12 protein-coding genes are annotated in these 23,229 nt (G+C 46.8%); 9 read left to right on the top strand and 3 right to left on the bottom strand.

The genetic code is table 11. The annotated features are described in order from the left end of the window. Nucleotides 1-436, bottom strand: a 436-nt coding sequence (gene tnpA, locus RIM23_RS14775; RefSeq protein ID WP_446367984.1) for an IS200/IS605 family transposase, incomplete at its 3' end; no start/stop codon positions are given. 20 nt (nt 437-456) lie between these two features. On the opposite strand from tnpA, the gene RIM23_RS14770 reads away from it, so the two are divergent. From RIM23_RS14770 to RIM23_RS14760, 3 genes are all read left to right on the top strand, one after another. Next, complete coding sequence (locus RIM23_RS14770) at nt 457-708, top strand: helix-turn-helix domain-containing protein (protein WP_446367983.1); 252 nt, start codon at nt 457-459, stop codon at nt 706-708. 113 nt (nt 709-821) lie between these two features. Beyond that, entirely contained in the window at nt 822-1,871 is a 1,050-nt protein-coding gene (locus RIM23_RS14765) for a DnaJ C-terminal domain-containing protein (RefSeq protein ID WP_446367982.1), read from the top strand. An 810-nt stretch (nt 1,872-2,681) separates the two neighbouring features. After that, nucleotides 2,682-7,004, top strand: coding sequence for a GAF domain-containing protein (locus RIM23_RS14760; protein WP_446367981.1), 4,323 nt, complete (start codon nt 2,682-2,684; stop codon nt 7,002-7,004). Nucleotides 7,005-7,150: 146 nt separating this feature from the next. On the opposite strand, the gene RIM23_RS14755 is transcribed toward RIM23_RS14760, so the two are convergent. Next, nucleotides 7,151-7,687, bottom strand: coding sequence for a peroxiredoxin family protein (locus RIM23_RS14755; RefSeq protein WP_446367980.1), 537 nt, complete (start codon nt 7,685-7,687; stop codon nt 7,151-7,153). Between the two features lie 133 nt (nt 7,688-7,820). After that, nucleotides 7,821-8,414, bottom strand: a complete 594-nt coding sequence (locus tag RIM23_RS14750) for a peroxiredoxin (RefSeq protein WP_446337396.1) — start codon at nt 8,412-8,414, stop codon at nt 7,821-7,823. 337 nt (nt 8,415-8,751) lie between these two features. Here RIM23_RS14750 and RIM23_RS14745 point away from each other — a divergent pair, with 337 nt between their 5' ends. From RIM23_RS14745 to RIM23_RS14720, 6 genes are all read left to right on the top strand, one after another. Next, the gene (locus RIM23_RS14745) at nt 8,752-10,914 is read left to right on the top strand and encodes an amylo-alpha-1,6-glucosidase (RefSeq protein WP_446367985.1); all 2,163 of its coding nucleotides are present in this window, start codon (nt 8,752-8,754) and stop codon (nt 10,912-10,914) included. 273 nt (nt 10,915-11,187) lie between these two features. Then, nucleotides 11,188-12,204 (top strand): 2-hydroxyacid dehydrogenase, encoded by a 1,017-nt coding sequence (locus tag RIM23_RS14740; RefSeq protein WP_446367979.1) that lies wholly within the window; start codon nt 11,188-11,190, stop codon nt 12,202-12,204. A 530-nt stretch (nt 12,205-12,734) separates the two neighbouring features. Further along, the gene (locus RIM23_RS14735; RefSeq protein ID WP_446367978.1) at nt 12,735-13,652 is read left to right on the top strand and encodes a hypothetical protein; all 918 of its coding nucleotides are present in this window, start codon (nt 12,735-12,737) and stop codon (nt 13,650-13,652) included. Continuing rightward, nucleotides 13,652-17,608, top strand: a complete 3,957-nt coding sequence (locus RIM23_RS14730; protein WP_446367977.1) for a hypothetical protein — start codon at nt 13,652-13,654, stop codon at nt 17,606-17,608. Before RIM23_RS14735 ends, RIM23_RS14730 begins: the two co-directional genes overlap by 1 nt. Nucleotides 17,609-17,614: 6 nt before the next feature. Further along, a complete protein-coding gene (locus RIM23_RS14725; protein WP_446367976.1) occupies nt 17,615-20,209 on the top strand; it encodes an OmpA family protein in 2,595 nt (864 codons plus the stop codon). Further along, the gene (locus RIM23_RS14720; RefSeq protein WP_446367975.1) at nt 20,209-23,226 is read left to right on the top strand and encodes a hypothetical protein; all 3,018 of its coding nucleotides are present in this window, start codon (nt 20,209-20,211) and stop codon (nt 23,224-23,226) included. Before RIM23_RS14725 ends, RIM23_RS14720 begins: the two co-directional genes overlap by 1 nt. The last annotated feature ends 3 nt before the right edge of the window (nt 23,227-23,229 follow it).

Below are 23,229 nucleotides of genomic sequence, written 5' to 3'. Positions count from 1 at the left end.
AACGAGTAGGTGCATTCTGTCCGCGAATATATCGTTCCAGAACCTCGATATTCGCTCCACCCACAGACTCAATAGCATAGGAGTCATTCCAGAATTCCCTTTTGCTATCGTCATCCTTTTTCCAAAAGAACTGAGCCAGATACTCAGAAAACTCCTTGTTAACCTTACCACTATTAACAGTCTTCAAGTTATTGATGAACTTAGAAAGTTGCATCTGTGGGTAATAAGAAAACAGCAGATGAACATAGTCATCCTCTCCGTTGAATTCAATCACTGTTACTCCCCATTTTTCGCACAGCCCCCTAATGCTGGTTTCGAGCTGTTCTAGTAGTGCAGCATTAATGCACTTCCCTCGATACTTGGTCGTCAGCACTAAATGTGCTTTAAGGTCTGAGACGGAGCGAGAACTAGACCTGTAGCGTTTCTTTTTAACCATAGTGCGGTACAATACAAGACATGAAAACAGCCTACCAATACCGCCTGTATCCCAGTGACAAGCAAAAGATCTCCCTCAACAATGGATTGAGGGTTTGTCGCTATTGGTACAACCGGATGCTGGGTGAACGACTGGATTGGTGGGAGCAGAACCGATGTCCGGTTAATTCCTGTCCCCTGATTTGTCACTTGCCCGAACTCAAGGAACTGATGGGGAAAAATACCATGGCTTCTCTATTGGAGGCTTCAGGTGTGGAAATTGCGATCGCGTGAGTGAGAAAGATCCGAACTTAAACCCAGGCTGAGGTTTGTTACTCTAGCTTTGAGGTAGAGAACTATTAGCCCAGTTTATCGATTAAATCCTTGGAGTAGAGGAGAAACCCTTCATGGCTGCAACTGACTTTAAAGACTACTATGCCGTCCTGGGAGTTAGCAAGACGGCTAGTGCGGATGAAATTAAAAAGAGTTTTCGACGTCTGGCGCGGAAGTACCACCCAGACATGAACCCGGGTGACAAACAAGCTGAGGCTCGATTTAAAGAAGTTAGCGAAGCCTACGAAGTCTTGTCTGACCCCGAAAAACGCAAGAAATACGATCAGTTTGGTCAGTACTGGAAGCAAGCAGGAGTTGGTGGGTATCCTGGAGCCGGGGGTGCTAATGTTGATTTCGGTAATTTTGATTTTGGTCAATACGGTAGTTTTGACGAGTTTATTAACGAACTTCTAGGGCGCTTTAATACAGCCGCTACAGGTACGCCAGGAGGTACGGGAACTCGCCGGACGTACACCTATCGCTCTACTCCGGGCGGAGCAACGGGTTCGGGTTTTAATAATGACTTTACCAGTGGCTTTGGTGGCTTTAACGATTTCTCTGGCTATGAAAATGGCAAAGCAGCAGCTGGGACTGATCGGGAAGCGACAATTACGTTGAGCTGGTCTGATGCTTTCCAGGGTACGCAAAAACGGATTAATTTGGGCAGTGAAGTCATCGAAGTGCGGATTCCGCCCGGCGCTAAACCAGGGAGTCGTGTTCGTGTTCGAGGCAAGGGTCAAGTGAGCCAATACAACCAGCAACGCGGTGATTTGTACTTGATTGTAGACTTAAAACCTCATGCCTTCTTCCAGTTCGAGGGCGATAATCTTCTGTGTGAAGTGCCAGTGATGCCCGATGAGGCAGTATTGGGCGCCACTATTGAGGTGCCGACTCCTGATGGGAAGGTCAGTGTTAATGTGCCCGCCGGGATTCGTTCGGGTCAATCTTTACGTTTGCGCGGTAAAGGCTGGACTCAACCTAAAGGTGGACGCGGTGACCAACTGGTGCGGATTATCATTGCTACACCAAAAGATATCACACCAGTTGAGCGAGAGTACTATGAAAAAATCCGGGCAAGCCGTCATTTTGATCCCCGCAGCTATTTGTCTCAGGTAAGTCTTTAGAGGGTGCTGGGAGAGTTTTGAGTTGTGAGTTTTGAGTTGCGATCCTTCATTACCTTCAAGGGCATGACGCCTCTGTTGTGTAGGGGCTCTTTTCACTATTTTTACCTCACAAAAGATGCGGCTAAACTCGCCCTGAGTGTTCCAGATGTAGCATTCTACGTCTGGAACACATCATCTCCCTCATCTCCGGAGTCCCCCCAGGGAATCTGAAGAAAGACATGGGTAATGCAGAGTTTTAGGGTACAGGGATGCAGGGTGCATCCTATTGTTTTTTTTGTAAAGATAAATAAACTTAACCCGATAGTAAATCAAAATAAGTAACAGCTTTATAACGTTTTTTAAACTTATTCGTGGATTCAGTCACAATAGTGGGAAATTTATATTAGCTTATGATTAGATAGCTCAAAAACTGCATGTATTGTCATATCATGTCCAATTGAACCTGTGAATCAAGGACAGACGCAGGAGTTGGGAGAGACGGAAACAAGCCGTGTTTTTTTATTGGCAAAGTTTGACATGATATAACAACCAAGTTCAGTACATCTGGGAAAAAGAGTAGAGATAAATGGCGAGCGATAGCCAGATTAGAACAATCGCCTCACCACAGCTTCCGTGAAAACAGGGGGAAATTTGATTCAACGCTAGCCCAGAATTTGACGTGAGCGAATGAGGCTGACCCTTGTTTTAAACTCCCATCAAGTTTAACTATTTTTTACAGTCATTCCTCTAAATCCGAAAAAGAAATAATAACTTGAGGGTTATGATCGAGAAAATGCCTCAATTTATCATCGAATTGGCATGAGTCAACTTATGAAAAAGTTCGATTTGAAAAAGTCCCAATGGATGAACAGTGCCAGAAAAAAATATCAGCCTGAAAAATTATCATGGACAGGCAATAGTCCGGAGCAAATAAAATGGATGCGGATATTGTATGAGACCCTTCCATGCATTTATTTCACCCTGAATTTTGATGGGGTGATTTTGGATGTAAGTCAGTTCGGTGCAGCATACTTGGGGTATGATTTTTGGGAATTAGTGCAAAAGCCAATTCATCGGCTTTTCGAGCAAGACAGCCAATGCCAGTATCAAACTTTATTGACTAATCTAAGTAAACATCCCACTGAAATTCATCACTGGGAAACTCGGTTGATTGGTAAAGATGGCAGGATTGTTTGGGTTAAGGCAAGAATCCGTTTGCTCCCGATAACCGCCTCTAATTCGATCATCAGTCTCGTTTGTGAAGATATGACGACGGCTAAGTCACAAGCATTGCCCCCAACTCCTCTGAGCAATAATAATGAAGCTGTTTTCATCACCAATGACAAGGGTAATTTTACCTATATTTGTCCTCAAGTCACCTCTATTTTTGGCTATTCTTTATCTGAAGTCCGCGCTCTGGGTAATATTACTAAACTGCTGGGCAACCTGCCCTTGAATTGGCAAGCTTTAGCGGCTACAGGGAAGGTTGGTAATATTGAGCTAGAAATTACCGATAAGACAGGCAAACCTCATACTTTAGTCGTTAATGTCAAGCAGGTTTCTATCCAGGGAAGGACAATACTTTATCGTTTGCGTGATATCACAAATTGCCAGTCTATTGAAGACAAATGGCAACCAAAAGCTGATCAGTTGGCGGATGGAGTAGCGGTTCCGACTATGGAACAACTGAGTGATAACCAATACACCCAAGACATTCTCCAAGAGAGTGAAGCCCGATTCCGCACCATGGCAGATAGCGCCCCTGTGCTGTTATGGATGTCCGGTACAGATGGGTTATGTACGTTTTTTAATCAAGGCTGGTTAAAATTTACCGGACGTAGTCTGGAGCAAGAATTGGGTAATGGTTGGGCGGAGGGGGTGCATTCCGATGACTTGTCAAGCTTAGAGACGTATCAGGAGGCGTTTAATGCTCGTCAAGGGTTTCGGATGGAATATCGCCTACGACGAGCAGATGGAGACTATCGCTGGATTTTAAATACAGGAACGCCACGATTTACCCCCAATGGTCAGTTTTTAGGCTATATCGGCTCTTGCATCGATATTACCGATCGCAAACAAACCGAAACAGCCGTGCAACAGCAATATCTGCGAGAGCGGCTAATTGGTGCGATCGCGCAACGGATTCACTATTCCTTAGACTTAGACGAAATTCTCAATACCACTGTAGCCGAAGTGCGGCAAATTTTGGCGTGCGATCGCGTACTTGTCTTTCGCCTCTATGAAGATGGGAGTGGTGTGGTAGAGGTTGAATCCGTGGGTTCTCAGTGGAAACCCATTTCCGGAACTGTGATCAATGATCGCTACTTTGCCGAGGACTATATCCATCTTTACCAAAAAGGGCGCGTCCAATCCGTCGAAGATATTTATAACGCTGGGTTAACCGACTGTCATATTGAATTACTCGCTCAATTCCAAGTAAGAGCAAACCTGGTTATCCCGATCGTCCATGAGGAACGCTTGTGGGGATTACTTGTGGCTCAACAGTGCCAAACCCCCCGCAAATGGCAACCGTGGGAAATTGAGTTGCTGCAAAATCTTTCCACTCATACAGCCGTTGCCATTCAACAATCGGAACTCTATCAGCAAGCCCAAACCGAAATCCACCAACGCCAGCAAGCAGAAGCCACGTTGCGACAACAGGTTCAGCGAGAGCAGTTAATCGGCGCAATTACTCAACGCATTCGTCAGTCGCTGAACTTAGAGGACATTCTCGAACGCACCGTGGCGGAAGTACGTCAGGTTCTGCAAACAGATCGGGTAATTATTTTGCGCTTCAATCCCGACTGGAGTGGCAAGGTGGTTGTCGAATCCGTAGATTCACGCTGGTGTTCGATTTTAGGCAACCAGATTTATGACCCCTGTTTTGAAAAAAACTACCTCTCACTCTACCAACAAGGTCGCGTGAGAACCCTGGATGATATCTATGGGGCTAATCTGAGCCAGTGTTATATTAACTTACTCGCCAAATTCCAGGTACGGGCTAACCTGGTTGTGCCAATTGTCCACAGTGAAAAACTACTACCCATCCCACAATCCCAACTCAATGTCTCAACAGCAACTCAAAGCCCAACGCGCTTGTGGGGACTGCTGATTGCCCATCACTGTAATGCACCCCGGAAATGGCAATCCTTTGAGATTGACTTACTCGACGGGTTAGCTTCTCAGGTTGCTATTGCCATTCAACAAAGCCAACTGTACGAACAGGCAAAATCTCTGTTCTGGCGAGAGCGAGTCCTTAATCAAGTCACTCAAGCCATCCGCTGTTCATTGGACTTAACCACAGTGTTTGAGACAACCGTCCGCGAGATTGGCGAACTATTACCCGTTGATCGTGCCCAAATTGTACAATATTTGCCAGAGAGCCAGTGTTGGTTATCCGTGGCAGAATATCGCCGCTCTCCAGAGGATCGCAGTAATCTGGGACTGGAAATTCCGGATCAAGATCATCCCCTAGCTGAACGGCTCAAGCAATTAGAAATTATTACGGAGGATAGGAGTACATTTAGCCAAGGCTTAGCTGAAGACTTGCCGGGAGCTTGGTTATGGGTTCCCTTGCACTTCAATTCTCAGATATTAGGGAGTTTAGCTTTAGGTAAAACCAGTCATCCCGACTCCTGGGAAAAATCAGAGGTAGAATTAATCGCCGCCATTGCCGACCAAGTCGCGATCGCGATCGGTCAAAGTCAACTGTACCATCAGGCTCAGTATCACCTCAAACGAGAACAAGCGATCAATCACCTAACTCACGCGATTCGTTGCTCACTCGACTTAGAAACGATTTTTTCTACCGCTACCCAGGAAATTGAGAGCCTTTTGCAAGTGGATCGCGCTCAAATTATCCAGTATATTCCCGAACGCCAACTCTGGGTAAATGTAGCGGAGTCGTGTCGCGATGAATGTTTGCCCAAAGTCTTGGGTGTAGAAATTCCCGATACCAATAACCCCTTGGCTGAACGACTCAAAGGCTTAGAAGTGGTGCGGATTAACGATACCCGCTGTTTGGCAGACACAACCAATACAGCCGTCGCGCAACAGTTTCCTGGGGCGTGGTTGTTGGTTCCCCTGCACTGTGGTAACTCAGTTTGGGGCGCTTTAGGATTGATGATGGATAATCGAACCTACGATTGGCAAAACGCCGAGGTAGAGTTAATGTGTACCATCGCCGATCAATTAGCGATCGCACTCCAACAAGCGGAACTCTATGAAAAAAGTCGCAGGGCACAAGCCAAAGCATTAACCCACGCCCAACAGCTTGAGCAAACCCTCTCCCAACTCCAGAAAACCCAAGCGCAGTTGGTGCAAAGTGAAAAAATGTCCAGCTTAGGACAGTTAGTCGCGGGAGTTGCCCATGAAATCAATAATCCAGTTAACTTTATTTATGGTAATTTAGTCCACGCCAGTGACTATGCCACCGATCTGTTGGGTTTAATCGAACTCTATCAACAGCAATATCCCCAGCTCACGCCAGAAATCCAGTCAGAAATGGAAGCCATCGATCTGGAATTTTTGGTCGAAGACTTGCCCAAACTTCTGGATTCCATGAAAGTTGGAGCGGAGCGGATTTGTGAAATTGTCTACTCCCTGCGAAATTTTTCCCGTATCGCTGAAGCCGATATGAAAGCCGTAGATATTCATGAGGGCATTAATAGTACCCTGATGATTCTGCGAAACCGACTCAAAGCACGGGGTGATAATCCGGGTATTCAGGTGATTCAAGAATACGGTAATCTGCCGCAGGTTGAATGTTACGCGGGACAAATGAATCAAGTGTTTATGAATTTGCTAGTCAATGCCATTGATGCCATTGATGAGCAAAACAAAAAGCGGTCATTGGATGATATTAAAGCCAATCCTAGTATAATTAGAGTGCAGACTGAACTCTTAGATAACCAAGCGGTGGCGATCCGAATTATCGATAATGGTCCCGGAATGACGGAGGAGGTTAAGCAACAGCTATTTCATCCTTTCTTTACGACTAAACCGGTGGGGACGGGGACAGGTTTAGGATTATCGATTAGCTATCAAATTGTAGTTGAAAAACATAACGGTCGGCTTTTGTGTCAGAGTAAGTTAGGACAGGGAACAGAGTTTGTGGTTCAGATTCCAGTGCGTCAACATCTGGGTAAGGGTTGATACCGAGTTGCGCTCAAACATAGTAGATAGGAAAAGCAGGGGAAGCAGGGGAAGCAGGGGAAGCAGGGGAAGCAGGGGAAGCAGGGGGAGAGAAAGTTATATCTTTTTCATCCCTCGTAATAACACAGAACCCAGAGGACGAGCAACTAATCAAGGAGCGAGATCACCTTCTCCATCTCCGCATTTGGAGATAAGAATGAAAACAAATGTTTAAAGCGGAGTTTACCTTGCTTATCGACTAGAAACTGAGCAGGTAAAGGCGCTCCCAGTGCTTGACCAACTTGATAGGTTTGAAAGGTGCGACAACTCGGATCACTCAATAGGGGTATTTTTAATCCTAAATCCTTGACCACTGTTTGGCTTTGCTGAGGATCAGTACTCGTTATCATTAACACCTCTACCCCCTTCTGGGTAAATTGCTCGTATTGCTCATTCATCGCCTGAATATGAGGATAGCAAAGGGGGCAATATTGCTTTTCGGTAAAAATGCGGGTAAACGCCAGTAGAACAGGTTGCTGTTCTCGGTAACTCGATAATCTCACCTGACGATTATTTGTGATGTCTGGTAGTTCAAAATCTGGAGTCAGTTGTCCTAATCTCAACGGATTAGTAGCCGGGATGGGAAAAAAATTACGCAGAAAACGCTCGTTAAATAAACCCCTAAAGTCAGTTGATGTTAGCATTGACTTCACCTGATCCAACAACTTATTTTATCGCAAAAGGTAGCCATTAAAGAAAGTTCTAACCGTTACGACGGAAGCTATAACGGCAAAGGGCGCACGGGGCGTGCGCCCCTACCAGATAGGTGGGTAAGCGTTAAACGGCTGAGAAGTAAACCTTGGACTTAACGGGATCGGGAACCATGGTTTTGTCTCCGGGTTGCCAACCTTGAGGGCAAACTTCATCTGGATGCGCCTGAACGTATTGAGTCGCTTTCAGAGTCCGCAACACTTCGTCTACATTCCGACCGAAAGAGAGGTTGTTGATGGTCGAATGCTGGATAATGCCATCTTTGTCGATAATAAATAATCCTCGCAGAGCTACACCAGCATCTGGGTCAAGGACGTTGTAAGCGGTGCTGATTTCTTTCTTGATATCAGATACCAGAGGATAATTCAGATCACCCACACCACCACTTTTGCGATCGGTTTGAATCCAAGCTAGGTGAGAGAATTCACTGTCCACGGAGATACCGAGAACCTGAGTGCCAACTTCTTTAAATTCACTAAAGCGATCGCTAAATGCTGTAATCTCTGTGGGACAGACAAATGTGAAGTCTAGCGGATAGAAGAATATGACTACATATTGACCCCGGTAGTCAGACAGCTTGATGGTCTTAAATTCTTGATCGACAACCGCCGTCGCACTGAAGTCAGGAGCCGGTTGACCAACTCGCAGACATCCTTCCATGAAATTATCCTCCTTGAATGCTTTGATGTATACGTTCGCTATAGGTGATCGGTAAAGTTTTAACAACTCTACCGCCGTCAATAAACACAAATTGTTTACGAACTGTTACGACTATATCATAGTCATAACGATTTTGAGAAAGCACGACGGCAGAAGGATGAATTATGAAGTCGGGGTATTTTAGACAGGCAAGTGCCGTCTCTAAATCCACCGATATCCGCTAAACTAGGCTATTTTAAGCAACATTGTTGGGTTTCTTGGCTTGATCAGCCTTGTAGAAGCGACGCGGAAGGTTCTGCGACAACGGGTTGGGTGCTATTGGGAGAAAAAAGTTGTGGTGAATTATTTGGATCGGCGGGAATGGCTGCTTACGAATGGATTAGGCAGTTTTGCCAGTGGTACAGTTGGCGATGCTCGCACTCGCACGTATCACGGCTGGTTGATTGCGGCACTCGATCCGCCTAGGCGTCGGACGTTGCTATTCTCTCATCTGGATACGAGTCTGGAGGTATCTGGCAAGATTTGGGCGCTTTCAACCAATTTATGGAATGGGGGTAAGACGATTGATCCGGTAGGATATCAATTTCTGCGCTCCTTTGAAACCGATCCTGTTCCTCAGTGGGTTTGGGGACATCAGCAGTGGCAATTGACGCGCCAACTGGTTATGCCTTACGGGTTAGTTGAGGATGAGCAAACCCGCCAATTTCATCACCGGATTCTGATTCAGTATTCCTATCAAGGTAGTGATGTGGCAACATTAAGGCTACGACCCCTAATTGCCGATCGCGACTTTCACCACCAGCAGTTTGATGAAGAAAATTTACAATTCTCGCAATTAGTCGGACATCAATGCCTTTACCTGCAAGCCATGCGTCCGGGTCAAGTGGGTACGCCTTGGCAGTTGGGGTGGAGTGCAGGCGAGTATCAACCCGATGAATTGTGGTATTGGAATTATTACTATCCTGAAGAAAATCAACGTGGGTTAGGCGATCGCGAAGATCTGTATAGTCCTGGTTATCTTACTATTTCTCTAGAACCGGGCGCAACCGTTACGTTGGAAGCGCGGGTGGGATGTCCTCAAGATACGGCAGAGCTCCAGTTAAATTCTCAAGTGTTTGAGGCGGCGGTGCAAGGGGAAAAAGAGCGACAAAATCAGTTAGTGGCGATAGCAGCAGGGGGAGCTGAGGGAGCTGGGGGAGCTGGGGGAGCAGGGGGAGCAGGGGGAGCTGAGGGAGCTGGGGGAGCTGAGGGAGCTGAGGGAGCTGAGGGAGCTGGGGACGATGAAATTAGAGCCTATCCATCTGTGATTCAATCGCAGCAAGAGTGGGAGACGATTTGGCGTCAGTTACTCAAAGCTGGGGATCAATTTATTGCCTGGTGCGCCTCCATTAGTAGTCCAACGGTGATGGCTGGCTATCCCTGGTTCAATGATTGGGGGCGGGATACACTGATCGCTTTGCCCGGATTGGCATTAGCTACAGGGCGTTTTAGTTTGGCAAGGGGATTACTCCAAACCTTTGGTAGTTATTGTCGTGATGGTTTAATTCCAAATACCTTTCCCGATGCGGAGAGTGAACCGATTTATAACAGTATTGATGCGTCTCTGTGGTGGCTGGAAGCCTTGGGATTGTATTTGGAAATTACCCAAGATTGGGATTTTTTGATTCAGCAATATCCAACAGTCCGAAAAATCTACAAAGCTTATACCGCAGGCACCCGTTACAATATTCAAGTTGACGCGGTGGATGGACTCTTAACCTGGGAAGCGCCGGATGTGGCGATTACGTGGATGGATGTGGTGCTGGATGGTCAACCGATTACACCCCGTCAGGGAAAAGCGATTGAAATTAATGCGCTTTGGTATTCGGCGTTGTGTTGGATTGCTAAATGGACTGAAAAAATGGCGACGGGTGAGGTTAAGGATCGGGTGCGTTTGTTACACCAGAATCAACATTATATCAAGCAAGCACAACAGGTGAAAACTTCGTTGCAAAAGTTTTGGAATCCAGAGCAAAGATACTTCTATGACACCATAGAACCCGATGATCACCGCAATACCCAAATTCGCCCCAATGCGGTAGTGGCGCTGTCTCTGTATCATTGTGGTTTTGAGTCGAATCAGGGGCGACAGGTGTTACAAGTAGCACGCGATCGCTTGTTAACTCCCTATGGTTTGCGAAGTCTTGATCCGGCTGACCCTGAGTATATTGGTTATTATGGCGGCGATCGCTGGCATCGGGATAGTGCTTATCACCAGGGAACGGTTTGGAGTTGGTTGATTGGATCGTTTAGTCGGGCGTGGAAACGCTTCTACCCGAGAGAACCCCTTCCCTTTGACTGGAAACCTTTGCTAGATCATCTACAGCACCAAGCTTGTCTGGGGTCTATTTCCGAGATTTTCGATGGAGACAAACCCCATCTCCCCCAAGGCGCGATCGCTCAAGCTTGGTCTGTGGCAGAATTAATCCGTTGCTTTAGGGAACAGGGAAATAGGTGGTAAAAATTAATGTTAATGGCGAGGAGCGTCATTTGTTATTTATCATTTGTCATTTGTAGGGGCGGGTAATGGGACTTCATTCACTTTGTTCCCATTAACTGAACAACAAAACCCGCCCTAACCCCACTGATAAAAGGCTGGTGGGCAATGCCCACCCTACGGTATATCAATGCAAAATAAAAGTTAACGGTGGATATCGTCATAATTATATTATAATATAGATTTACCGTCATTAATTAGCTGTTTTTTTTACTTTATATCAAACAATAAACAACCATGAAAGTCGCTGTTTTTAATACCAAATCCTACGACCGAAATTTTCTAGAAACTGCCAACGCTAATTATAATCATGACCTAGTTTTTTTTGAACCCCGTCTGACCCAGGAAACCACAGCATTAGCAGCAGGGTTTCCGGCGGTATGCGTGTTTATCAATGATCAGCTTGATAAAATAACCTTGCGGCTGATTGCAGAACAAGGGACAAAGCTGATTGCCACACGTTCTGCAGGGTTTAACCATATCGATTTAAATGCGGCGGCTGATTTAGGCATAACTGTGGTGCGAGTTCCCGCCTATTCACCTTATGCTGTCGCCGAACATACCGTCGGACTTATTTTAACCCTTAACCGTAAAATTCATCGCGCTTATAACCGAGTGCGAGAAGGAAATTTTTCCCTCGATGGATTCATAGGATTTGATTTACATGGGCGAACGGTAGGGATTGTCGGTACGGGCAAAATTGGTTTCCTCGTTGCCAAGATTTTGCAGGGATTTGGGTGTCAATTATTGACCTATGACTTGTATACAAATCCTGATTGTGAAGCATTGGGGGTCAAATATGTTGATCTCCCAGAACTCTTCGCGACTTCAGATATTATCTCCCTGCATTGTCCCTTAACCCCTCAAACCCATCACCTGATCAATGCTCAATCGTTGACGCAAATGAAACCGGGCGTTATGCTGATTAACACCAGTCGCGGCGCACTGATTGATACGCGAGCCGTTATTGATGCGCTCAAGTCTCGGAAAATTGGCTATCTGGGTTTAGATGTTTACGAACAAGAATCCAATTTATTCTTTGAAGATTTGTCTACAGAAGTGATTGAAGATGATGTTTTTCAACGGCTATTAACATTCCCAAACGTTTTGATTACAGGTCATCAAGCATTTTTTACTGAAGATGCTTTACAAAATATTGCCCAGACAACATTATCGAACATTACAGATATTGAATCGGGTCGCCCTTGTGATAATCAAGTGAGCGCCCAGCGGGTTGTTGCAACTAAGTCTTAATTAACCGATGACAGGAAAATTACCCTCTCCAGTCGTTCCGAGTTGATGTAATACACTAAAGTAAGAGTATAACAGGGCTGACTCATGGCTACTGTATAACATAGTGTTAGCACCTGCTATACGTACTCATAGCTTCCCTTTACCCTGTTTTGTGTTCCTTGAGCCATCAAAAGTTTATGAAGTAAATTTTAAAGAAAATAGCTTGTCATGTCAGATCTCATGGGTTAGTATAACTATTCTGGGGAGTTGACCCTGACTAGCAAAAAATTGATGTTAAGGCTAAAGTGATTAGTTCGCATCAGGGAACATAGGGCAACTAATTAAATCACCCAGTTAAATCGGGAGCAAAAGATGGAAAAATATAAACATTTTTTGTGCTAATGTACAGCACAGCAATTGTTTTTTTGTGGAAAAATAAAAATAGTTAATCAAACTCAACGTCCAGAGTAAACGTTTGTCCATAAACTGACTGACAAACGAGTTTAATTCCTGTTGAACAATCTAACTCCCTTTTGGGGCAATACTTTCTGATGAAATCTTTAACGGCAACGTTAGGAAGCTATGATTGGCTTATAAGCACGCTTATTGCTGCATTATTTTTCACTGGAACTTCATCGGTCACCGCCCAAGAAATTAGGAATCAAGCTTCGGCGTCCGGTGATAATTTACCAGGTACAGGTATTGTTAACTCTAATCAAACCTCCTTGGTGGCGGGTCAGGCGGCTCTAGAGCTAATTAAAACAGCAGATAGGGCAGCGGCTGAACCCGGAGATACGGTTGTTTATCGCCTCGCCCTGAGAAACAGCGGTCAATCCGCCGCCAGTGGTATTGTGCTGGCGGATAGATTGCCCTTGGGCGTGCGATTTTTGCCGGAGTCGTTGCAAGGTTCGATTACAACAGGCACCAACACAGAACCGGTGACATTACCTCCTGCAGAGCGTAATGACCGAAATGTCGAGTTTACCTATCCCCGCTTAGAACCCAATCAAACCCTAAATGTTATCTATGCTGCCGTAATCACACCGGATGCGGTTCGGGGGGATGGTCGAAATGTCGCCCAGGAACGACGCAGTAATATTGCCAGCTTTTTGATGCGGATTCGACCGGGAATTTTATCCGATTGCGGCACAGTCGTGGGGCGGGTGTTCGTGGATAAAAACTTTGATGGCGAACAGCAACCGGGAGAACCGGGAGTTCCGAATGCGGTGATTTACATGGATGATGGTAACCGGATTACTACAGATGCCAATGGTTTGTTTTCATTGGCTAACGTTATCGCCGGAAATCGCAGTGGGACACTGGATTTGAGCAGTTTGCCCGGATACAGCCTTGCGCCGAATCTCTATTTCATCGAAGGGAATAGTCAATCTCGCTTGGTGCGACTTTCACCTGGAGGGATGGCGCGGATGAACTTTGCGGTGACACCGGCTTATGGGGAGGAGCAGTGATGAATAATACTCAGGATCAGAACCGTTGGGACGACTCGAGTCAAGCCAAACTACTGAGATTCACGCTTTATTTTTCGTTACTCAAAGGTATCGATGATTACAGTGTTCCCGGTAAAGGATGGTTGTCTTCGATATCTTTAGGGTTGCTGGTGATTCTGGTGGGGATTATTGGCATCATTCCGGTGGCGAAAGCCGATGAGGTGTCGCCGGAAGCAGAAACCGAGGGCTGGCAACGGGAAGATGTTAGTGCTTCCCAGGAAGCTGTTGGTCAATTAATCCGGGGTCAGACCCCTCCCCACCTCTCCGCTTCCCTCTCCTACAAGGAGAGGGAAGCGGAAGATAATACCCTGTCCGAAAGCATTGCCCAATCTCAGAGCAGTGCAGACTTTGGCTCAATTGAACCGGCTCGGATGGAATCGCCCTTAGACCCTGAAGATGAGGAAGAACAAACCCCAGAGTCGGAACTCGAAGCATTCCAGGATGAATTTAGCCGCACGGCTCAACAAACCATTAATAACGGGCTGCAATTAGCTCCCGGTGAAGTTCGCATTCTCAGCCCTGAACCGGGTACAATTGGCGATCGCACAACCAACTTGATGGTTCAGTATCATCGGGATAGTCAAGTTCAGGTGACGATTAATCAACAGCCTCTATCTGCTCAAACCCGGACGACGATCGAAGAGAATGAAACTCAACCCATTATTACTCAAATATGGTATAATTTACCCTTGAAAAAGGGCGACAATACCATTACCGTTGCCCCAGATAACGGCACACCCGTCAGTCTCCAGGTTACCGTTGACGCGATCGCAGATAAAAAAGACCTCGAAATAACCCTCACCCCAGTCGGTGACCCCCGTGTACCAGCGGATGGTCGGTCTACGATTACCATTGAAGGCAGTATCACCAGAGAAACAGGGGAACTCATTGAAGAGGATGTCATCGTCACCCTCACCGCAGCAGCCGGGGAATTTGTTGGCGCTGACTACGATGATGATCAACTCGGCTTTCAAGTTCTGGCGAAAAATGGGCAATTTAGCGCTAGATTGCAATCCGGTATAGACGCCCAAAAAGTCCGGATTCGGGCGGCGATTGAACGACTCGGTGTCCCAGACATCGAACAAATCACGATAGAAGAAAGTTATCTGGGCGCCGCGATTCCCACATTTTCTGAACCCATCCAAGCCTATACCCAAATCGAATTCGTCACCCACCTGCGCCCTTCCTTAGTATCAGGGGTGATTAATTTGCGGATTGGGGAAGCGGGAACCGATTTTTGGGACTCTCGCCGTGAGTTTCTCAATCCCGATATTATTGACGATGGTCTAGAAGCTGACCTAGATAGTGCAATTTTTGCCACCGGTCGGATTGGGGAATGGTTATTCACCGGCGCCTATAATAGCGATCGCCCCCTGAATGAAACCTGTGATGGGATAACCCGCCTATTTCGGGGACCCCAGTTCTGTGAGAACCAATACCCCGTTTATGGGGATAGTTCCACCGTTGATTATCTCACCCCCTCCAAAGACAGCGTATATCTGCGCTTCGAGCGTTCCTCTCTGGTTCCGGGGGCGGAACCAGACTACGGGATGTGGGGGGACTACAACACCACAGAATTTACCCGTTCCTCCCAGGAATTCACCGCCACAGCCAGGGCATTACATGGGTTTAAAGGGAATTATAACCTGGGGAATCTGCAAGTTACTGCCCTATTTAGCCCCGATGTCGAAGGATTTCAACGGGATGGGATTGTTCCTGATGGCACCAGTGGTTACTACTTCCTCTCGCGCCGTCTGCTGATTCCTGGAAGTGAAAACGTTTACATTGAAACCGAACAACTGAATCGCCCTGGTACCGTTATTGAACGCAAAGCCCTCTATCGCGGTCCTGATTATGAAATTGATTATGACCGAGGAACACTCCTATTCCGACGTCCGATTCAAGCCACGGAATTTGACCCCTTTGGGACTACCTTAGTGCGGCGAATCATTGTTACCTATCAGTTTGAAGCGGATGAGGATACAAATATCTATGGGGGACGGTTGCAATATAACTTCTCCCAAGACTTTCAACAAGAAAGATGGATAGGAACAACCTATCTGCGGGAAAATCAGGGAGACCGAGACTTTGAACTCTATGGTGCGGACTTTTTGATTTCCTTGGGAACTCAAGGACGGATTGTTGGCGAATATGGTCATTCCACCAATGAATCTCCCTTTATGGGATTAGTTACCGGGAATGCTTATCGGTTGGAAGCCGTAAATACCTTTGCGGATACCATTAAAGCCCTAGCGTATTACCGTTCCGTTGAAGAAGGCTTTGCCAATAATGCCACAACCAGTTTTACTCCCGGTCAAACTCGCTATGGCGCTAGCCTTGCGGCGCAACTGAGTCAGAGTACCAATGTGCAAGTCAGTTATGATCACGAGGATAACTTTGGCACTGCACCCCTAGACCGCAGCTTAGTTGAGTTTTTTGACCCCTTCAATCCCGATAATATCTTTAATCGGGCAACGGAAGCGTTACCCGGTAGCCGGGTGGATAATAGCCTGACCACATTCCGTGCGGGTGTGCGACAAAAACTTGGCACTTCCGATGTGACTTTAGAATATGTCAACCGTTCCCGAGAAGACAATCTGGGCGATACCTTTGATACCAACGCCAGTCAATTGGTGTCTCGTCTGAATGTTCCCCTGAATCAGGTTCTCACCTTCCGGGCGCAAAACGAATTGAACTTAGATGAAAGTGACCCCCTTTATCCCAACCGCACCACCGTTGGTTTAGATTGGGCGGTGGAACCGGGGGTGACGCTGAGATTGGCACATCAGTTTTTTGATGGGGGACTCTTAGAGGATAATTCCATTACCAGTCTGGAAACGATTACTCAATATCAGCTTGGGGAAAATACGTCCATTTCCTCCCGATATTCAGTTATCGGTGGGGTGAATGGGATGACTGGACAAGCCGCATTGGGACTCAACCACGGTATACTGTTAGCGCCGGGATTTCGCGTGAATTTCGGTTATGAACGCATCGCCAATGATATATTGAATGCCACAGCAGCAGGCGATCGCTTCGCTCAACCTTATGCGGTGGGTCAAAGTGCGTCATCCTTGGGACTCACGGAATATGATTCCTTTAACGTTGGTGTTGAATATACCGCCAATCCTAACTTTAAAGCATCAGCGCGATTAGAACATCGGGATAGTTCTGCGGGTGATAACACCGTCATTTCAGCAGCGGCGCTGGGTAAAGTCTCCCCCTCGTTAACTGCTTTGTTCCGCTACCAACAAGCCAGTTCAGCCAGTCAACTTTTAGAAGACTTAGATGATACCCTTTCGGTCAAGTTGGGATTAGCCTACCGCAATCCTTTGGATGACCGTTTTAATGCGTTAATGCGATATGAGTATCGCCAGAATCCATCCACGATTCCGGATACTTTACTCTTTGGTAGTGGTACGGGTTCCAATGATCACGTCTTTTCTGGTGAAGGGATTTATGCACCCAATTGGCGTTGGGAATTTTATGGTAAATTTGCCCTGCGCCACAGTACGACAGATTTAGCCAACAATTTCAGCAATAGCAGCACCATTTATTTGGGACAGTCACGCATCACCTATCGATTGGGATACCGGATGGATTTAGCGGTGGAAGGACGCTGGATTGGTCAACCCTCAGTTGATTTTGATGAATGGGGTTGGGCGCTAGAAACCGGTTACTATATCACCCCCGATTTACGAGTCGGGGTGGGATATAGCTTCGGTAGCGTCGATGACCGAGATTTTACGGGGTATCGTTCTGAAGGCGGTCCCTACTTGAATGTGACATTTAAGGTGAATGAACTCTTTGATGGGTTTGGACGGCAAAAAGTCGCCCCACCGCCGCAGCAGGAGGAATCTCAAGTACAGCCCGTGGCGAATAATGAACCAGTGGCAAATCCCACGAGTGAGGAGTGAACAATAGTGTTAAATCAAAAATTCGTAAAGTTCGTCAGATTCGTCAGATTCGTAGGGTTCGTAGGGTTCGTAGGGGCGAAGCATTCGCGCCCCGATGTTTCGATTCCCCAGCTAAATGCTAATAGCGAATGCTTCGCCCAACCCCAGAACAAACGTAAAACATATACGGAGGACAAAGAACACCCAACAAATTGGTGTGGCAAAAATCAATTTTCCATCGACATTGTAAAATCCGTCAGATTCGTAGGGTTCGTAGGGGCGAAGCATTCGCGCCCCGATGTTTCGATTCCCGAACTCAATGCTAATAGCGAATGCTTCGCCCAACCCCAGAACAAACGTAAAACATATATCGAGTCATTTTTGCCCCGGCGACTAGAAGTCGCTAAACAAACAAAGTCCGCCTTCGCGGACTGGACGATAAAGGAGATAATCAACTCGAATATCGTATTAGACGGACATACTATCACCCAGACAACAAACCAAGGACAAAGGACAAAGGACAAAAGACGGAGGACAAAGCTTCAATTTTCCTTAACCTTAGCGTTAGCAACTGTCTTAAGCTTGCCAACGTTAGCCACAGCCCAATCACCCAATTTACGAGTGGTTGTTAATAGCACTCAGGATAGTATCGCGCCCGATGAATTTATCACCTTACGGGAAGCGATTGAGTTAACCAACGGTCAATTGACAGTTAATCAATTAAGTGCTACCGAAAGAACATTGGTAAGTTCCAATTCTGAACAATCCTCCCGAATTGAATTTAACTTACCCTCCCAAGACACCACCATTTATCTGAATGAATTATTACCCCCCTTAGCCACTCCAGGACTCGTGGTGGATGGGACAACCCAACCGGGTTATGATCCGACAACCTCACCCACGGCGGAAATTGCCATTCCCCAACCGATTGTGACGATTACCCCTACACCCGGTCAATCGATTTTGCGGGGATTAACGATTGTGGCGGATGAGGTGACGGTGCGAGGCTTGAGTATTTATGGCTTTAAAGCCGTAAACGAGGCAACTTTAGCCACCCCTCCGGCTGATATTTTTATTTCCCATACTTCACCGCCCCCGGATATTAGTCAGCAAGAAATCCCCAATTATCGGTTTCCCTTTTATCCTGAGAATGTTCCACCTCAAGATGTGAGAGTTGAGTTCAATTGGTTGGGAATTACCCCGGATGGGGAAATGCCAGAAAATCCGTCAGCTTTTGGGGTGTATGTGTTTAATAGTTTAGGCACAACGGTTTACCGAAATCGGATTAGTGACCATGAAGGAAGTGCGATTATTACCTCCGTGCAAGCGAATAACTTACAGGTGAGCGAAAATATTATTGTGGGGAATGGTATTAATGGAATGCCCGATGCGATTCGCTTAGAAGGGGTGATTAATGACTCTCAAATTACCGGGAATTTGATTTGTGGCAATGATGGAAGTGGCGTGTATTTGTTTAAACCCGAAGGGGCGGTGCAAATTCGCGATAACCAAATTATTTTTAATGGGAGACGCCTGCGACGGGCGGCGGTGTATTTGATGGGAAATAATCACCAAGTTGTGGGGAATCAAATCGCCTATCAACCGGGACCCGGTGTGGTGGTGACGGCTTATCCGGATAGCGATCGCAATGTGATAGAAACCAATCGTTTTGCGGGATTGGAAGGGTTGAGTATTGACCTGAACACGCAGCAGCATGTGGAACCGATTCATTTCCAAGTCGGAGATGGTCATAATCCCCCCCGTACTACTAAATACCAACGCCAGACTACAGGGAACAATGGGATTAATGCCCCTCAATTTGTCTCCGAGGAGTTCTTGCAGTTGGGTGATCAGATAGAGGTATTTGGTCAAGCTGAACCGGGTTCAACAGTGGAACTCTATCGGGTGCGGGAAGCCGCCGAGAGTTTCTATGGTCCGTTGAGTGAACCGATTGGTAGTACGATAACCGATGGGGAGGGTGAATTTAGGGTTACGCTGACTGGGTTACAGCCTGGAGAGACAATTAGTGCGATCGCAACCACTTCCCAAGACGGAACATCAGAACCCGCCCTGAATGCGGCGGTGAAGTTCTCAGATGGTACAGTTCCCCTGAATCCAGAACCATTACCACCGGTGATACCTCAATGTCTCAGCCAAACCACACCTCCACCACCCCCCGCCGAATTCACACCACCCGTTCAACAACCCCTGACGCTGCGGGTACCGCGGAATATACATTTTGCCCTAGATCGTTCCGATATCTCGCCAGAGAGTGCAGCAGTACTGGATCAAGTGGCGGCGGTTCTGCAAGAGTATCCCTTCCTCACCATTGAACTACAAGGACACACTGATCCTCGCGGGAATGTCGCCTATAACCAAGCGTTGGCAAACCGTCGGGCGTTAGCGGTGCGGAATTATCTATTGCGTCAAGGAATTGATCCAGAACCCATGACGATTCGATCCTTCGGCGAAACCCAGCGCCGGACAACGGGTAGCGGGGTTGTGGATTACGCACGCGATCGCCGAGTGGAAATTATTTTCCAGGATCTCAGAGGCTTAGAGATTATTTTTGAAGACCAAGAAACCGACTTGCAAATTGAATCTAGGGGAGGAGATAGGTAATGGCTAGTTTACCCATGAATGGTGATCAAAAGACTCCCCTAATGGCACAGGTAAACCGGATGCAATTAGGACACAAAAGGTTTAAACAAGGATGGTTCCTAGGTTTTCTTGCCCTTTTCATGGGGTTGGGTTGGACTCAGGGAGTCCGCGCTGAAGGGAGTGCAGACTTAATTGACAATGGAGGCGATCGCCCTTACTTAGAGTATCGTAATGACAATACTGGAGGCATAAGCCGTCGAACGATTATTCAGGTATACGCTGAGGCAGGAGAAACAATCAATCTTGGCTCTAGTGCGATCGGGATTGGTCAGGGTAATATTGAGTATACTGCACCCGATGGTTCTACTAATGATTGTAGAAGCTCTGATCCCGGAACAGGTTTGATTCCTAACATAGATGCAGAAATAGCAGGTAGTACTGGAGCTACACCTGGATATACACCCTGTCAGGTTACTGTCCAAGCCGGTCAAACGGGAATTTGGGAAATAGAATTTATTAGCCCTAACCGAAGTAGTGGAGCTAATCCACCTGCTATCGCGGTAACAGATCCATGGACACAAGCGAATGGTGTTGGTTGGATCGCCGCCTGGGATGTCACCGTAGTCGATAGTACAGGCAGTCCAATCCTAGGTCGAGTCTTTGCCAACTATTTGGCTCTAAACATGGGAGGTAGCGGTAGGAGTCTCAGGTCTATACTCACAATCCAAACAAATCAGGGTTATCAGTACGAAATCAACCTGAATGGTATCGACCCCTTTGGCTTTATCTTTTTTGCCAATAGTAAAGGATTTCTGGAGCCGAATACGGGTGAACGGAGTTTTAAATCCATTAATGAAAGTGAGATCGTTCTTGGCAGCACTTTACTCGATCCGTCGGGTGCATCTGACAACGAGGCGACTAATGATATAACCCATAAGGTTTTCCTGAATCGGCCCGCTATGAACATGCCGACCTCAGCCGTGACTCCCAATGGCGAAACCTTCTTACGACCGGAATTTATTGCTCCTGTGGTTAGCAACTTTACTTTTATCGGGACTGACGGGACTCCTAATCAATTGGGTCAAACATTAGGTGGTAATTTTAATTTTGACGCCAATGTGCCAGGAACTTATGAAATCCTTATTGACTTGAATAACAATGGTATGTTTGATGGTATAGATCGCCAGCTTAGGGGTGACACAGTTTCCGGCTCAAACCAAGTATTTTGGGATGGACTAGATGGTCAAGGAAATCCAGTTTCCGTCAATAATGTTCCCTACGAAGCCACAATAGAAATCAATGCTGGTGAAGCGCATTTTCCCTTCATCGATGCTGAAAACAATAATGATGGCATTATCCTTAGACGACTCAATGGTCCGCCTGGAGATGAAAGTATTATCTTTTATGACGATACAGAAGTAGGCGGCAACACTGTCTTACCTGAGGGGGAAAATAGTAGTGGCGGCGGTCATGTATTCAGATCTAACTTTGGCAATCAAAAAGGCATAGACACCTGGATTAACGTCCCTTCCACACCGCTTCAACTCGAAGGTGGTATCCTGGCTAAGGCAGCAGATCTTTCCATTACGAAAACCGATCAGCCTGACCCCATCGTGGCTGGGGAACAGATCACCTATACCCTCACCGTAACCAGTGAACAGCCGCCACAGGGAGAAACCTACTCAGATGTCACTGGCGCTAGAGTCAGCGATACGATACCCGACGATATTACCAACGTTACCTGGAATTGCGCCATCACATCAGCTCCGGATACAGGGGCTTGTGGTACAGCGAGTGGTACGGGCAACACCATTGATTTGACCGTAGACCTGAATGTCGGTGCCACCGCCACGATTACGGTAAATGGTACCGTTTCTCCAACAGCATCTGGGACATTGAATAATACCGCAACCGTTGACCCACCAGGTGATACCTTAGACCCCAATCAGGCAAATAACACTGACTCAGAAGACACCACGATTCTAACCAACCCAGTTCAACCAGTGGGGATTAAATCCGTTAGACTCTCTCAAGATATCGATGGCAGTGGCTCCTTGACCCAGGGTGATATTGTCGAGTACACCATTACCTATGCCAACACCGATCCCTCAATCACGATTACCGACTTCCAAGCCGTTGATGAGATTGACACCACCAACTTGCAGTTTGTCGAAGGGAGTTACAATCTCATTGCCAGTGGTACAGGGACAACGGTGACAGCAAACTCTACCTATAATGGCAGCAGTGACCCCAACCTGAATAACCCAGGAAACCTAGGTCCTGACGGTGGTCAAGTTGTGATCCAATATCAGGCAGAAGTGCTCGCCGCCGCAGGAACGGAAGTTGCCAACCAAGCCGTCGCCAGGTCAAACGGGGGTACGTTACCAGTGTCTGTCACCGATGCCTTTGGGGTAACAGGAGATGTGCCCCAAATATCAGATGATGGCGTTGACCAGGGTAACTTAGAAGGAACTGGGGATGATGAACCCACATTGCTCGTAGTCCAACCTTTGGGTAACCCTAGCCTGCGTTTAGTCAAGCGAGTTACGAATATTATCCGAAATGGCGTACAAATTAGTGGAGTTAACTTCAACACAGTTGAAGATGACCCAGAAGATGAAGATGACAACATACTCAGTCAAACCTCAGTACAACCCGTGGGGATTTTCTCCTTACCCTCAGAATCATCGCTCCAAAGTGGGGACGAAGTAGAATACACCATCTACTTTCTGTCCGATGGTACAGCTCCTGCGAACGGTATCACTATCTGCGACGCTATTCCAGAACAGACAACGTTTATCACGGCTAGTTTTAATCCAGGTCAAGGAATTTTAGTCAATCAAGGCGGAACTAATACCAACCAAAGTAATCAATCAGGAGACGATCGCGGAGAATTTCTCCCCCCTCTAAGTCCCGTCACGTCTCCCTGTCCAAACCTCACCAATCCGAATGGATCAGTGTTGATTAATCTGGGTGATGTGCCAATTACAACTCCGGATAATGGGGGGTTTGTCCGCTTCCGCGTCAGGGTTGATTAGATA

It is taken from the genome of Coleofasciculus sp. G3-WIS-01 (genome assembly GCF_040223135.1).
Taxonomy (GTDB): domain Bacteria; phylum Cyanobacteriota; class Cyanobacteriia; order Cyanobacteriales; family Coleofasciculaceae; genus Coleofasciculus.
Note: the sequence above shows the minus strand (reverse complement) of the source record. Positions and strands in the feature narration are given on the sequence as shown.